We start from the raw sequence: 15,285 nt of genomic DNA, 5'->3' as shown, positions 1-15,285 counted from the left end.
ATTCAGACTCTTTATGTTAACGACGAACGATTATCAGCTTCTATCAGAAGTTACAGGGGCATTGCAGGTGCCGACTGCGGTAAAGCCACCGTTGGGTCGTGCTGAGAAAACGGCAGGCGCGATCGCCCCGGTACACTTCTCGCTGGTAGTGCCGACCTACAACGAGAGCCGTAACATTGAGCGTATTGTGGCGCTGTTGAGCCAGCGTTTGGATGCAGTGTTGCCCGATCGCTATGAAATTGTTGTGGTGGATGACAACAGCCCGGATGGCACCTGGCAGCTAGCACAAGCGTTGCTCGTTCACTACCCCTGCTTGCGCGTGATGCGTCGTCAGGAAGAACGAGGGCTTTCAACCGCAGTGATCCGTGGCTGGCAAGCGGCTAGAGGCGACGTTCTAGGAGTCATTGATGGCGATTTACAGCACCCGCCAGAGGTTTTAGAGCAGCTTTTGTCTGCGATCGAGCAAGGTGCAGATTTGGCGCTCGCTAGCCGCAACGCTGATGGCGGTGGCGTGAGTACGTGGAGCGCAGCACGGCGGTTTCTCTCACGAGGCGCGCAACTGTTGGGTTTAGTTTTGCTGCCAGGTGTGCTGAGTCGCGTGTCTGACCCTATGAGCGGTTATTTTTTAGTGCGTCGTAGTGCCATTGCAGGACGATCGCTGCATCCACTCGGCTACAAGATTTTGTTAGAAGTGCTGGGACGGGGTGCGATCGATCGCATTACAGAAGTTGGCTATGTCTTTCAGGAGCGCGAGGCTGGCGAAAGCAAGGTGACATGGAAGCAGTACCGCGACTATATCCGTCATCTCGTGCGCTTGCGGGTGTCTTTAGGACGGCTCAGTCGGTTTCGTCAAGCGCTAGATTTTCCCATCGGACGCTTTATACGGTTTGGCTTTGTCGGTCTGAGCGGGCTAGTGGTTGATATGGGGCTGCTCTATCTGCTGCATGGGACGTTAGGTTTTGGGCTGACTCGCAGCGCGATCGTGGCGGCAGAACTGGCAATCATCAATAATTTCGTCTGGAACGATCGCTGGACTTTTAGCGATCTGACGCAACAGCAGCAAAAACGACATCAAGTCATCAAACGCTTCATCAAATTCAACCTGATTTGCTTGATGGGTCTGATTCTCAAAGTTTTGCTCTTAAATGTGCTGTTTAATGGGCTGCATCTCAATCCTTACGTAGCAAACTTTTTGGCGATTGCAGCAGTTACACTCTGGAACTTCTGGATTAACTTGAAGCTAAGTTGGCGTGTTACCCAAGTTAAGTGAAGCCGTACCCCGACTCGACTGTACTCAGGCTTGGGAAGAAACTGCCAAAAAACACTGTCAAAAAGTACGATGCCTATAGAACGCTTGTTCTAAAAATGCTATGAATAGAAAGAACAGCGATCGTTTCGTTCATAGAATCGCTTAGAGGCTACACTGAACACTGATTTCGCCCTCTTAAGCGGCTTAGGCAAGCTGTGTACATCAAGCGTCTAGAACTCTCCAACTTTAAATCCTTTGGTGGCACAACGCCAATTCCGTTGCTGCCCGGTTTTACAGTGGTGTCTGGACCCAACGGTTCTGGAAAGTCGAACTTACTGGATGCGCTGCTGTTTTGCCTCGGCCTAGCAGGGTCAAAAGGGATGCGGGCAGAGCGTCTCCCCGATCTGGTTAACCATACGCAAAGTACACGCGGTCGATCGACGGTAGAAGCAAGCGTGACCGTTACATTTGATCTTTCGGATGAGCCAGAATTGCTGGAGGATGCGATCGAACGGCAGGTCAACAGCGACGGCTCCATGCGTCAAGACGGCTCGCCCAACGTTCAGAACGGTGATAAGTATTCAGAAAACGGGCATTTAGAAAATGGGCATTCAGAAAATGGTAAGGGAGCGCGTCCCCTCCGCACCGAATGGAGTGTCACTCGCAAACTGCGCGTCACGCAGCAAGGCACCTACACCTCCAACTATTACATCAACAGCGAACCCTGCACCCTGACGGAACTCCACGAAGAGTTGAACCGTTTGCGTGTCTATCCTGAAGGTTACAACGTCGTGCTGCAAGGGGACGTGACGCGTATTATCTCAATGAATGCTCGTGAACGCCGCGAGATCATTGATGAGTTGGCAGGCGTTGCCACGTTCGATCGCAAAATCAACCAGGCAAAAGAAAAGCTAGATGCCGTCAGAGATCACGAAGACCGCTACCACATTGTCGAAAAAGAGCTGATTGACCAGCGCGATCGCCTTGCCCAAGACCGCATCAAAGCCGAAAAGTACAAAAAACTGCGGCACGAACTGCAAACCAAAGAGCAGTGGGAAATTGTGATCCGCTATCAGCAGTCGTTCCAGAGTGCCCAGCGGTTACGGGAACAGCTTGCCAGCGGCGATCACGAACACGCCGACCTCAACACCCAACTGGCTGCTTTGGTGACGACTATCCAGCAAGCCACCGCTGAGTTAGACCAACTCAATGCCCGCGTCCGTGCGTTAGGTGAAGACGAACAGCTTGCGCTTCAGTCCACGTTGGCAACGCGTGAGGCAGAGCTACGCCAACTTCAGCGGCAAGAGCAAGATTTGCAGGCTGCTAGTCGAGACACGGCTGCAAAGCTGGCGCAAACGCAACGAGACCTCCAAGAACACGTGCAGGCGATCGACACCTACACCCAACAGCATGCGGCAGAGGCTCAACTCATTGCCGCTCGACAGCACGAACGGGATCAGGCGCAGCAAACCTTAGAGCAAAGCCGCGCCGCTGCCAATGCCTCAGCCGCCAGTGCCGAAGCCTGGGTGCAAGAGCAAACTGCCCTGCATCACAACATTGAGACACTGGTTGATGCCCTCGAACCCCAGCGCACCGAGCAAGCCCAGCTACAGGAGCGCACCCGCCAGCTAGAGCGGCAGATCCAGGAGCAAACTCAATCTCTAGAAACCTTACAGCAACGGCTAACCGATCGCCAAACTCAAAAAGCTGACCTTGAGCTACGGCTGCTGGCGACTCAAGAACAGATCCAGGCAATCGCCCAAAGTCTTGCCGCTGCCGAACAAGAACTCCAGATCCAGCAAGAAACCCAGACGCGATTGCTGCACGAACAGCGCGAAAAGCAACGCCGACTGGACAAGCTCGAAGCCCAAACTCAGGCGATACAGGAAGCGCAGGGTACTCATGCGACTCAAGTTATTTTGCAAATGGGGTTGACTGGCGTGTGTGGGCTGGTTGCCCAATTGGGACGAGTTGATCCCCGCTATCAACTGGCGTTAGAAACGGCAGCAGGCGCACGTTTGGGGAATTTAGTTGTGGAAGATGACGCGATCGCCGCCGCTGGCATCGAAATCCTTAAACAAAAACGGGCTGGACGTGCCACCTTTCTACCGCTGAATAAGCTCCAGTCTGGACGAACACTCTCTGGCAACGGCGTGCGATCGCTCTCTGGCTGCGTTGATTACGCCATCAATTTGGTGGAGTTTGACGATCGTTACCGCAACGTCTTCGCCTACGTCTTCGGCACCACCGTTGTCTTTGAGACCCTCAGCGCTGCTCGTCGCCACATGGGTCAGCACCGCATTGTGACGCTAGATGGGGAATTGCTGGAAGCCAGTGGTGCGATGACCGGCGGTAGCAACAGTAATCGTCAATCAATCCACTTTGGTACTGTCGAAGCTACCGAGTCCGCCGAGGTCATTGCCCTGCGCGATCGCCTGCATGAAATCGATCGCATTCTCGAACGTTGTAACCACGCCATGCAACGAGCGATCCAACTTACCAAAGAGCGCACTCAAGCATTAACAGAAGCCCGACAGCAGCACCGCGAGGCACAACTTCAGACACAACAACTGGATACCGAACGCCAGAATCTCGCTGTGGCAGTGACGCAGGTGCAAACGCAGTTGACTCAAAACACCCAAGAGTTAGCGGTCGCTCAAACGCGCCTGCACACCCTCGAAACCGAGCTTCCCGCTCAAGAGCTCCAGCTACAGACATTGCGGCAAACCTTAGCTGACCTGGAACAATCGCAAACCCACAGCGAATGGCAGCAGATTCAAACCGCCCTCCGCGCTCAGGAAGCCGAACTCACGCAGCGAGAACTGGCTGTGCGATCGCTCGAACAACGGCTGCAAAATCTGGAGAACCAGCGCCAGCGATCGCAGGAAAAAATCCAGCAAGGGCAGGAGCGCTTACAGGAATACCGTACGCAGCAAACGACGCAGATACAGGAGCAGTCAGCGGTCAGCGATCAGCAGTCAGCTTTGAAGGCGCAAATTGGTGAAACGCAGGCAGCACTGGCAGAGTTAGAAACCCGGTTGGGTCTGGAGAAACAAACTCGTGATCGCGCCGAGCGTCAATTGCGAGAGCAGCAAACCCAGCAGCAGCAGCTAACCTGGCAACAGCAGAAACTTGAGGAAACCCAACAGGCACGCCGAGCAGAATTGAGCGAACTTACCGCGCAACTGGAAGCACAACAGCCCGATCTGCCAGATCCATTGCCAGAAATTCCCGACACAGCCACCCGCGATCTGGTAGAGCTACAGCATGAGCTGCGATCGCTCCAGAAACGCCTCCAGGCAATGGAACCCGTTAATATGCTGGCGCTGGAAGAATACGATCGCACTCAGGCACGGCTTGAAGAACTGACGGATAAACTCCATACCCTGCAAGAAGAGCGCACCGAACTCCTTCTTCGCATCGAAAACTTCACCACTCTACGGCAACGTGCGTTCAAAGAAGCCTTTGATGCGGTTAACATCAACTTCCAATCTATCTTTGCCACCCTCTCAGATGGTGACGGACACTTGCAGCTAGAAGACTCACAAGACCCATTCAATGGCGGACTTAACCTTGTAGCTCATCCTAAGGGCAAGCCTGTCCAGCGTCTCGCTTCTATGTCTGGCGGCGAAAAATCGCTTACCGCACTCAGCTTTATCTTTGCCTTACAGCGCTACCGTCCCTCGCCCTTTTACGCCTTTGATGAAGTGGATATGTTTTTGGATGGGGCAAACGTAGAGCGATTAGCTAGAATGATCAAACAGCAGGCACAGGAAGCACAGTTTCTTGTTGTAAGTCTACGGCGACCGATGATTGAGTCAGCTGATCGCACGATCGGGGTCACTCAGGCGCGAGGAGCGTATACGCAGGTTTTAGGTATTAACCTACTGCCTCAAAGCGCCTCTGTCTAAGTTAGCTGCTGTATGATTTCACCGCTATATGATTTGATAGTGATCAGGATTTGCGAATCAGGATTCGACCCATAATGGCATTTGAAGAGATCCGCCAACGCTCAGACCTCCTTGGCACGCAGGTGATTACCCGTGATACGGGCAAAAAACTTGGTGTTGTCAGTCAACTCTGGGTAGATATCGACCAGCAAGAGGTGGTTGCCCTCAGCCTGCGTCCAAACATACTTTACGGCACCCCTCAGCCTATGCTCTTGAGCAGTATTCGGCAGATTGGGGATGTCATTCTGGTGGATAACGACGATGTCATTGAAGATATTGATGTCGAGTCTTACAGCAGCCTGATTAATTGTGAGGTCGTTACCGAAACAGGCGAGCTGCTAGGCAAAGTACGCGGCTTTAAGTTTGATATTGATAACGGTAAGGTTACGTCTTTGATCCTGGCATCGATCGGTTTACCGCTGATTCCCGACCAGGTTGTCAGTACCTACGAGTTGTCTGTCGATGAAGTGGTCAGCAGCGGACCTGATCGCCTGATTGTATTTGAAGGTTCAGAAGAACGCTTGATGCAGTTGTCTGTGGGCGTATTAGAGCGTCTTGGCATCGGCAACCCCCCTTGGGAGCGCGAAGAAGAAGACAGCTACGTGGCACCTGTGCGTGCAGACAATCAGCTTGGCACTGGGTTACGTACGCCGATCGCTACCCCTGTTCGCCAGAAAGAACCCGTTATCCAAGAAACTTGGGATGACGATAACTGGAGCGATTCGCAGCCTCGGCAGTTGCGGCAACAGCGCCGTGCTGAACCGCTTTACTACGATGATGAAGAGGAAGACAACTGGAGTGAGGCAACGCCTGCCCGCGATCGCTATGTCCCTCGCCCCGAACCACAGCAGCCCTATCCTGACGTTGATTACGAAGACGAAGACCTCGAAAGCGATGCGTGGGAAGACGAAGACCAAAAGCCTTTGCCCTACCAGCCTCCTCGCATCAACATCCCCGAAAAAACAAAAGCTCCAGAGTACGAAGAAGAGGGCTATTAGGGCTTCGTTAAAGCTTAGACTGCCTCAAGAAAACTGACCTCTAAGCTTGAGCGATCGTGCTTTTTAGAACTTTTAGAAACTGTGTTCCGTAGAATTACCTTTGAACTGCTAGAGCCAGTTGGGATAGACTTGCAATCTTTCTAGCCGTTAAACTGTTTGCGCTTCAAGCTACGGCTAAAGTCTGTTTTGAGCAAGCCTGGTTTTCAAGTTTGAGGGTTGTTTACTGCAATGATGCATCCGGCTACAGAGCTTCGGTTTATTAATGACTCGATTGGCTACGGTGTTTTTGCAACCAAGCTGATCCCAAAAGGAAGCATTACCTGGATTTTGGACGACCTCGATCAGATGTTTGATGAGTCTCATCTTGCGTCGCTTGATACTGTGCAGCGTGAGCACCTTATTAAGTACAGCTATCGGGATGAGCAGGGACGCTACATTTTGTGTTGGGACATTGCACGGTATGTCAACCACAGCTTCAACTCAAGCTGCATTGCTACACCGTATAAATTTGAACTGGCAGCGCGGGATATTCATCCAGGTGACGAGTTGACTGATGATTACGGCTACTTTAATTTAGACAAACCATTTTACTGCGTTCCCGAACCTGGTAGCACCCGCACTAAAGTCATGCCCGACGACATCTTGTACCATTATCCAGAATGGGACTGTAAAGCTGATGGGGCAATGCGCTGTTTCAATCATGTAGAGCAACCGCTCAAACACCTGATCGACCATAAATTTATGGCAAAGGTGGCAGCGATCGCGCAAGGAGACGCGAAAATGGACTCAATTCTTGCTTGTTACTACGATCGCACTACCACCTTTAAAGCGGCTAGCTAACCTCGTAACAAGTCTGCTCCCCTGTACGTGATTAATCTACACGTTACCATGCACGCTATCAAGCTGTTTTAAGCTCACCGCTATCACGAGTCCCAGGAGAAAACCTTATGCAGTCCAGCGCTTCGGACTCGGTGTCACCGCGCCCCAAGCGGCAAATTTCTCTCATGCGCTCTGTGGGTTCACGGCTGTTTCTCTCGGTAGTGGGTGGCTCCCTAGTTGGGTTGGTTGGCACTGCCTTCTTAACCTATTGGGAACTGGCAAGACAGTCTGAAGCCGAACTACGATCGAGCCTCCAGGTCAAAGCCGAAAACCTGGATGGAGACTTCACCACATTTGAATATTCGACAAAGCTGGTTGCTGATGCCATCAAAACTTTTTACGAAGCCGGTGAACGGCGAGAGCAAGTGTATGTTAATTTGCTCGATCGCTCGTTAACAACGTCTCCCTTAGGCACTGGCTTGGGTTTTGGGCAGCCACCTGACAATCGCCTCATTCTGCCATCGCGGAAATTTGCTTACCCCTATGCCGTACGTAATCCCAAGACTGGCAAAATTGAGGCGCAAGGAGGAGAAGCGGCTCAAACCAATTTTCAAGAGAACTACTTTACGCAGCCGATCGTAGCGGGTCAACCTATCTGGTTAGAGCCAGTACCCTATCTAGAAGACACGCTCAAACCACCCCAAATTTTGGTCAGCACTGCCTACTCCATGCCGTTTTACAGCAGTAAAGGGCAGCTTCTGGGTGTACTGAGCCAAGATCTTGAGCTGAGTTTCCTTAGCAAAAAACTGTCAGTTCAAGTCATGCGCGACGCAGGCTACTTCATTCTGGTCAGCGCGAAAGGGGGCTTAATTGCCTATCCGCCCGATCCGCAGGTGGTTTATTCTGGCGATGCCCAAAAAAGCACGAATCTTAAGCAGTTTCCTGGCATGAATAACTATGCTGGGCTGTGGCAACGCCTTCAAACTGCGCTTCAATCAGGCACAAACAGCGGCATCACACAGTGGCAAGATGCCACAGGAAAGCGCGAGTACTGGGCATACCAGCGCATTCCAAGTAACGACTGGGTGCTGATGGCGGCTGTCCCCGAAGCAGTCGTGTTGGGTCCCGTGATTCGTTTTACAGCAATCAGTGCGCTTGGCTCAATTATTGGTGTCTCGATCGTCCTGGGTATGGTCGTGGCGATGTTTGTAAAACGCCTCAACCAACGTTTGCAACCCATTATGGACGAGTGCAACCGTTTAGCAGAAACCAGCGCCAAAAGCGAAGAGTTGATGAACCGGGAAGATGAACTAGGGCGCTTGACCATTTCGTTCTATGCCCTCTTAGGGCAAGTAACAGTGAATGAACGCAGGCTGCGAAAAGAGACTGCGAAATCAGCGCAGGCGTTTCAGGCACTGCAGCAAACTCAGGCACAGTTGATTCAAACTGAAAAAATGTCAAGTCTGGGGCAACTAGTCGCAGGTGTTGCCCACGAAATCAACAATCCCATTAACTTTATTTATGGCAATTTGCCTCATGCAACAAACTACACCAGAGACTTGCTGAGGCTGATTCAAATGTACGAGCAGCGGTATGCTGACCTCGACCCAGAGATTCGTGCTTATCGAGAAGAAATTGATCTCGACTTTCTAGTTAGTGATTTGCAAAAGATGCTTGCTTCAATGAGCATTGGAGCCGATCGCATTCGTGAAATTGTACTTTCGCTGCGGAACTTTTCGCGCCTGGATGAATCCGACATGAAGCGCGTGCAGATTCATGATGGCATTGATAGCACGCTGCTCATTCTGCAAAATCGGCTGAGACCAAACCCTGCACAGCCTGCGATCGAAATTGTCAAGCAATACGGTGATCTTCCCCTAGTAGAATGCTACGCCGGACAGTTGAATCAGGTTTTCATGAATATTTTGAGCAACGCGATCGACGCGCTGGAAAAATACAACGAGGGGCGACCGGCTGCCGAGTTGATGGCAAACCCAGCGACAATCACAATTCAAACAGAGGCAATCAAGAGTGAAGGGCAAGCGGCAAGCGGTAAGGCGTTAGCCAGTCAATCCTTACCGTCTTCTGTTGTCATTCGCATTCGCGATAACGGTCCTGGCATTTCGCCTGAGCATTATGCCAAACTGTTTGACCCGTTTTTCACCACCAAGCCGATCGGCAAAGGCACCGGGCTAGGGCTATCCATCAGCTACCAAATCATTGTCGAGAAGCATCACGGCAGTTTGAAGTGCGTTTCCGCACCAGGGCAGGGAGCAGAATTTTGGCTGGAGATTCCAGTACGACAGCAAACACCAGTGAAGTAAACGCTGATAGCCAGTCGCTTATAGCTACGAACTGCCAGCCTGCTCCTCGCGCTGCCAATAAAATTGTGATGAAAGCACTACCTGAGGTTAGTCCATGAAACGCTCAACCAATAACCTCATCAATTCGATCGCGCTTTCTAGTGGTCTCGTTTTGTTTGCTATGCCTGTGTTCAGCGCTCTGCCACCTACCCAAGTTGGCAAATGCACGGATACGTTTATTCAGGACGTTGGTGCTCGGTTGAGTGATGGTTCCACTGGTGCACCGATCGAGGGCAGCGGTACGAGTGTTACTCTCACTAACGGCATTTATCTAGTCTCCTATGACGAGGTTGCACCACTCAAAAATTCTAAAGTTGGAGAAAGGGTCAAACTTTGTTTACTCTCCCTTCCACGTAATTGTCCGTCTGGTGATAATCGTGGGCGCTTCTATAGCCTCTTTAATTACCGCACGCGCCAAACAGTGAAGCTACTAGATTCTCAGCATCTTTGCGGTGAAGCCTAGACATTTATCGGTTCTCCTCACTCAGCTATCCTGGATTAGAGACTACAATGAGAGAATCATAAATATAACGTTTTGTAACGTGAATCCAATAAACTTACAGGAAATTTCACTCCAGCTAGAGAGCCTAAGCATGAAAGACCGAATGCTGGGGCTGGTCTCTCTGCGCCACGTTTCTGCTGAAGAGGCTGTACCACTGATTAAGAAAGTGCTGAACGATGAAAGCCTTCAGGTGCGATCGATGGCAGTGTTCGCATTAGGCTTGAAGCCGACGGCTGAGTGCTATCCGCTTTTAGTAGAGCTACTGACGAGCGAGGCTGATTACGGTATTCGAGCTGATGCCGCTGGAGCTTTAGGCTATTTGGAAGACCCACGGGCACTAGAGCCTTTAGTACACGCCTTTTATGAGGATACAGATTGGCTGGTGCGGTTTAGCGCAGCAGTATCACTAGGCAACCTGAAAGATCCGCGCGCGTATAATGCGCTCATTGAGGCACTCGACAGTGACGAGGTGGTGCTGCATCAGGCTGCGATCGCAGCGCTAGGTGAAATCAAGGCAATCGATGCAGTTGACCATATCTTGCGGTTTGCTCAATCGGATGACTGGTTAGTACGGCAACGTTTAGCTGAAGCGCTGGGTAATTTACCCTCTCCTAAGAGTGTTTCTGCGTTGAAATATTTAGAAAAAGATAGTCATCGACACGTGTCTGAAGCTGCCCGACTTGGGCTACAAAGGCTAGAAGCGTAGCCGAGCCAAATTAAATCTCTGATTTCTTTAAGAAGGGATCGAAAGCGCTAAGGCTCTTGAGTTAGCCAGGTGACGATCTCCTCTCTACTTGCATCCAACCCTTTATAAAGCAGTGAGTTTGGTGGCATAGATTGCAACGCAGAAACGAGACTAGCGTTTAGTCTGGGATCTTGCTTGATGACGTGGCAATCTCTAAAGTAGGTGCGAATGGTAAACAAGGCGGCGTCACAGTCTGGGAAGCCCCAAACAACCTGGCGCTCAATTCTGAGATAGAGTTGCGGTTGCTGTGGCTTAAAAGCTCTGCCTTGCCAGGTATCGATCGCCACCCCAGCCGGTGGGACAGGATGATGGTTTAAGCGGGTGTCAGTGCTGAGTCCCCAGGCAAAGCGAACCGAGGGCTTGCGGGTAATCATCGTTTGCACGATCGCCTTTCCCCTCTGATTCATTGCCGTCATACCTGCAACAGGCGCATGAACGGTCGCAAAGTCTCTGCCGATTTTTGCCTCGGCTGACCAGTGATTGGGATAGCAGAGATGAATGGCGCTCATCCAGTGGTCGTCGTTTGATCGACTGACAACGGTTATATCGTCCTGCAACTGAGACGCGAGTGCGTCTAACGTAGAAACATAGGGTGGCTCAGCCGATTCTACTGCTTGCACCTGCTGTAGTTGGTACGCGTCATTCAGGTAAAGTGTCTCTCTGGTAAGCTGGCTGTAAATGCTCAACGTGCTGTCGGTCTGGGCTGTCAGTTGAAAGTGCTGAGGATGTTCCTACACAAGGCGATGGACAATAAAGCGGGCGATCGCGCTTGCTACTGCATCGGTATAGTTGTGAGTCTGGTAATACTTGCTTAACTGCTCTGCCCGCGCCTGACGCTTCATCTGTCGATGATGAGCAAAGCTGCTATCAAACTGAAACACTTGTCGATCGGCTGCCTCATTGCCAAAATCAGTGCCGAACGTCACCAGCCCTGGTTTTACCTCGTAGCGTCCATGTGCCAGAGGAAAGTAGTACGCTGAATCGTTACAGACCTCAGCGGGTGGCGCTCCTTGCAGTAGTCGATCAGTAGAAAAAGCCATATCAGCCATCATGTTTTATGGATCTTTTCCAGCAGCATCGCTTAGACATCACTGAAGCTGAAGCACCGCTGGCAGCACGGTTGCGCCCCCGCACACTGGATGAGTTTGTGGGGCAGGATGCGATCGTCGGTCCTGGACGACTGCTGCGACGAGCGATTCAAGCAGACCAGCTTTCCTCACTTATTTTCTACGGACCACCAGGCACGGGAAAAACCACGCTGGCGCGGATTATTGCTAACACTACACAGGCACATTTTATTGCGATTAATGCGGTGTTGTCAGGGGTGAAGGAGATTCGAGAGGCGATCGCCGCTGCCCAGGACAAACGCGGGATGTATGGTCAGCGAACCATTTTGTTCGTAGATGAAGTGCATCGGTTCAACAAAGCACAGCAAGATGCGCTCTTACCCTGGGTGGAAAATGGCACGGTGATTCTGATTGGAGCGACAACCGAGAATCCGTATTTTGAGGTGAATAAGGCACTGGTAAGTCGATCGCGCCTCTTTCAGCTCAAGCCACTGGACGAACAAGACTTGCGAACTGTGGTGCAGCAGGCGCTACAGGATAGCGATCGCGGCTATGGCAAGCTCGACGTGCAGTTAGAGGACGCGGCGATCAAGCATCTGGTGAATGTCGCCAATGGCGATGCCCGCGCGCTGCTGAATGCGTTGGAACTGGCAGTTGAAACCACACCACCGGATGCCGCAGGCAGCATCCACGTCACCCTAGCGGTTGCGGAAGAATCAATTCAGCGCCGTGCTGTGCTGTATGACAAAGAAGGCGATGCTCACTTTGATACCATTAGTGCGTTCATTAAAAGCGTACGTGGGTCAGACCCCGATGCAGCGCTTTACTGGTTGGCACGGATGGTCTATGCCGGGGAAGATCCGCGCTTCATTTTTCGTCGCTTGCTGATTTTGGCAGGTGAAGATGTGGGTATGGCAGACCCTAACGCGATCGCGATTGTCCATGCCTGTGCCGAGACCTTCGATCGCATTGGTTTACCCGAAGGTCGCTATCCACTGGCTCATGCCACGCTCTATTTAGCAACGGCTCCCAAATCTAACAGCGTGATGGGTTTTTTCGATGCGCTTTCAGCCGTCGAGCAAGAGCGGGAAGGCGATATTCCTAATCCGCTTAAAGATGCCAATCGAGACAAAAAAGGCTTTGGGCATGGCGCAGGCTATCTTTATCCTCATGCCTACCGTGACCATTGGGTGGCGCAGCAGTATTTGCCCAGCAGTCTGCAAGGTCAGGTTTTTTACCAACCGTCCGATCGCGGCTTTGAGTCGGCAATTCAGACGCAAGTGGCGCGACGACGTGAAGCACAACTGGCAGCGTTACTTGAAGGGACGAGTGTGGCGCTGCCCGAAGTGCTAACCTTTGGACCTGTGGATTCGGCTCAGGAGCGTTGGCTCCAGCGCACACTAGGACAGGCAGGCGATCGCTTAGGAGAGGTGCGCGATCGCCTCTTTGCCCTCGCCGCCCCTCAACGTCATCATGTTGTGCTGGATCTCAATGCTGGCAGCGGTTTGCTAACTTGGGAAGCTATACGCCAGACTCCTGAAGGCAGCGTCATTGCCTGCGTTCGTACTACGACCGATGCCGATGCGATGACCCAGCAAGCTGCCGTTTTACCAGAACTCACCCGCCCGATCGTGCTGCAAACGTCCCTTGCTGAATTGCCAACAGTTCTAAAGGCACAGGTAAGCGACGTGCGGTTTGACCACATTATGGGTCGAAATGCACTCATGCGAGAAGTGGACAAAGCAGGCATTGTGCGATCGCTTGCCAACTGGTTGCAACCCAACGGCACAGTCACTTTGGCAGAATCGATTCCCCATCAGGCACAGCGGCTTTACCAACTGCTTGATCCTGGTTGGCTGAGTGACAAGCTCTATCAGAAGCTGGTGAAAGCAGAAGAGGCGATCTACACTCAGCCTGACGATTCAATGGTGAACTGGGATGCGCCAGATCTACAAGCAATGTTTGAGACAGCTGGCTTCACGGTTGTGCTTCAGGTCGAACCGTTGTCTACAGAAATGCTCATCACAGCAGCACTGGTCGATCGCTGGTTCGCAGCCAACAGCATTCAACCCTCCTACGCTACTCACCTCTCGCACCACTTATCTCAAGCAGAACTTACGAAAGTGCGATCAGCGTTCACGCGCCTGGTGAATCAAACTGTGAAGTGGCGCAGCACGATCGCGTTTGTCCAGGCTCATTGCTAGCGTCACATCAGGCTAAGGAGGGTATGCAAAGACCGTATTACCGTTTATTCATGTCTATCGTTTGCATCAGTAAGCCGTCTGAACTCAGCAAGGTTGCGGTTTTCCCTATCAACTACTAATTATTCCTGCACAGCACTTAACTTCATATCACTTTTGCTGTCCGCACTCTTCCCAGGAGTCAGCCCACACCGTCCTTCCATTTGAGAGCTACATAAAAATTGTTTCAGGTGCAGTAAGTGTTCGTTATCGGGCAGCTGATCGAGCTTTTCGAGCGCCTCATCCAGGGATAAGTCCGAGCGATAGAGCAAACGAAAGGCAGTTCTTAAGGTCTGAATCACTTGTCCTTCCTGTTCTGCTACCAACCCGGCACGTTTAAGACCGACTCGATTCAGCGATCGCACTCGTGCAGGCTGACCTTCTACCAGCATATAGGGCGGTATGTCGCAGGTAATTTGATGCATGAATGCGACCATCACTAAGCGACCAATGCGAACAAACGGATAAACTTCACCGATGCCGCTGATAAATGCTCGCGATTCAACGTGAACGTGTTCGCCCAGAATGACTGCATTAGCAATCACAACATTGTTCTCAATGACACATCCTTGAGCAATATGGATATACGCCATCAATAGATTGCGATCGCCAATCACCGTTACTTCATCTGCTCGATTTGATCGGCTGATCGTCACATATTCTCGAATTTGGTTGTCATCCCCAATTTTGACTAAACTGTTTGCGCTAGTCGTAATGGGGTCTTGTGGTTCAACACCGATCGCCGCACCCGGAAAAATGTGGTTACGTGCGCCAATTTCAGTCCAACCGTCTAGCACAACATTGGGACCAATGACGGTTTCAGGACCCACTTTCACTTTCGCCCCAATCACAGCATGGGCTCCGACTTGCACAGTTGGATGCAATTCGGCATCAGGATGGATGGTCGCCGTTGGATGCAGCAAGGTAATCAAGAAAGCGCTCCTAATAAAAAGTCAGAGAGAAATGGTTGATTTCTATGGGGCAATCGACTGAGATTTTAGCTAAACGTTCATCCGCTTCATCAATCTTTATTAATCTTTAGACTTACGTTCTTTAGACTTTAGGTGGAGAGGTTTAGTTTAAAGTGCCTTAAAACAGTTCGCAGTGCGTCAACCATCTATGTCTTAGCAATTCACTTAACGAGAAGCTAATAGTTGGGATTATGCCCTGCTGTTGCTCATAAACAACTAGACGCTCTTGCAATAATCTTCGATCTATATAAAAAGATTCTCATCTTTAAGACCAGTAGGTAATAGCATCTCAGAGTATAAACTACCATGAAAAGATATGCTTGATGGGCGATTGGATCGCTGAACGATCGTCTCACAAGCCGGTTGACAGGGTGCAACTCA

General features: G+C 51.3%; 10 protein-coding genes and 1 pseudogene. 8 read left to right on the top strand and 3 right to left on the bottom strand.

The features are described from left to right. The first annotated feature begins 13 nt into the window (after positions 1 to 13). From H6F86_RS11345 to H6F86_RS11315, 7 genes are all read left to right on the top strand, one after another. On the top strand, positions 14 to 1,270 hold the full coding sequence (locus H6F86_RS11345; protein WP_190448709.1) for a glycosyltransferase: 1,257 nt from the start codon (positions 14 to 16) through the stop codon (positions 1,268 to 1,270). 194 nt (positions 1,271 to 1,464) lie between these two features. After that, on the top strand, positions 1,465 to 5,160 hold the full coding sequence (gene smc, locus H6F86_RS11340; protein WP_190448708.1) for a chromosome segregation protein SMC: 3,696 nt from the start codon (positions 1,465 to 1,467) through the stop codon (positions 5,158 to 5,160). Positions 5,161 to 5,234: 74 nt separating this feature from the next. Further along, the gene (locus H6F86_RS11335) at positions 5,235 to 6,197 is read left to right on the top strand and encodes a PRC-barrel domain-containing protein (RefSeq protein WP_190448707.1); all 963 of its coding nucleotides are present in this window, start codon (positions 5,235 to 5,237) and stop codon (positions 6,195 to 6,197) included. A 228-nt stretch (positions 6,198 to 6,425) separates the two neighbouring features. Further along, positions 6,426 to 7,037 (top strand): SET domain-containing protein, encoded by a 612-nt coding sequence (locus H6F86_RS11330; protein WP_190448706.1) that lies wholly within the window; start codon positions 6,426 to 6,428, stop codon positions 7,035 to 7,037. A gap of 107 nt (positions 7,038 to 7,144) precedes the next feature. After that, positions 7,145 to 9,340 carry an ATP-binding protein gene (locus H6F86_RS11325; RefSeq protein ID WP_190448705.1) on the top strand — a complete coding sequence of 732 codons (2,196 nt, stop codon included), beginning with the start codon at positions 7,145 to 7,147 and terminating at the stop codon, positions 9,338 to 9,340. A 94-nt stretch (positions 9,341 to 9,434) separates the two neighbouring features. Further along, positions 9,435 to 9,842, top strand: coding sequence for a hypothetical protein (locus H6F86_RS11320; protein WP_190448704.1), 408 nt, complete (start codon positions 9,435 to 9,437; stop codon positions 9,840 to 9,842). Between the two features lie 79 nt (positions 9,843 to 9,921). Then, a complete protein-coding gene (locus tag H6F86_RS11315; protein WP_190448703.1) occupies positions 9,922 to 10,587 on the top strand; it encodes a HEAT repeat domain-containing protein in 666 nt (221 codons plus the stop codon). Between the two features lie 47 nt (positions 10,588 to 10,634). Here H6F86_RS11315 and H6F86_RS11310 read toward each other — a convergent pair. After that, positions 10,635 to 11,342 (bottom strand): annotated as a pseudogene (locus H6F86_RS11310) (heme-dependent oxidative N-demethylase subunit alpha family protein); the annotation flags it as partial. A gap of 15 nt (positions 11,343 to 11,357) precedes the next feature. Further along, a complete protein-coding gene (locus tag H6F86_RS31530) occupies positions 11,358 to 11,666 on the bottom strand; it encodes a hypothetical protein (protein WP_199305227.1) in 309 nt (102 codons plus the stop codon). A 17-nt stretch (positions 11,667 to 11,683) separates the two neighbouring features. Here H6F86_RS31530 and H6F86_RS11305 point away from each other — a divergent pair, with 17 nt between their 5' ends. Further along, positions 11,684 to 13,897 (top strand): AAA family ATPase, encoded by a 2,214-nt coding sequence (locus H6F86_RS11305; RefSeq protein ID WP_190448702.1) that lies wholly within the window; start codon positions 11,684 to 11,686, stop codon positions 13,895 to 13,897. 119 nt (positions 13,898 to 14,016) lie between these two features. On the opposite strand, the gene lpxA is transcribed toward H6F86_RS11305, so the two are convergent. After that, on the bottom strand, positions 14,017 to 14,865 hold the full coding sequence (gene lpxA / locus H6F86_RS11300; protein ID WP_190448701.1) for an acyl-ACP--UDP-N-acetylglucosamine O-acyltransferase: 849 nt from the start codon (positions 14,863 to 14,865) through the stop codon (positions 14,017 to 14,019). Between the last annotated feature and the right edge of the window lie 420 nt (positions 14,866 to 15,285).

This window comes from Phormidium sp. FACHB-592 (assembly GCF_014695795.1).
Taxonomy (GTDB): domain Bacteria; phylum Cyanobacteriota; class Cyanobacteriia; order Leptolyngbyales; family Leptolyngbyaceae; genus Stenomitos.
This window is presented reverse-complemented; position numbering and strand designations above follow the sequence as displayed.

Coding starts and splice junctions, on each gene's coding strand:
- H6F86_RS11345 (WP_190448709.1), top strand. CDS start 14: ATGTTAACGACGAACGATTATCAGCTTCTATCAGAAGTTACAGGGGCA.
- H6F86_RS11335 (WP_190448707.1), top strand. CDS start 5,235: ATGGCATTTGAAGAGATCCGCCAACGCTCAGACCTCCTTGGCACGCAG.
- H6F86_RS11330 (WP_190448706.1), top strand. CDS start 6,426: ATGATGCATCCGGCTACAGAGCTTCGGTTTATTAATGACTCGATTGGC.
- H6F86_RS11325 (WP_190448705.1), top strand. CDS start 7,145: ATGCAGTCCAGCGCTTCGGACTCGGTGTCACCGCGCCCCAAGCGGCAA.
- H6F86_RS11320 (WP_190448704.1), top strand. CDS start 9,435: ATGAAACGCTCAACCAATAACCTCATCAATTCGATCGCGCTTTCTAGT.
- H6F86_RS31530 (WP_199305227.1), bottom strand. CDS start 11,666: ATGGCTTTTTCTACTGATCGACTACTGCAAGGAGCGCCACCCGCTGAG.
- H6F86_RS11305 (WP_190448702.1), top strand. CDS start 11,684: ATGGATCTTTTCCAGCAGCATCGCTTAGACATCACTGAAGCTGAAGCA.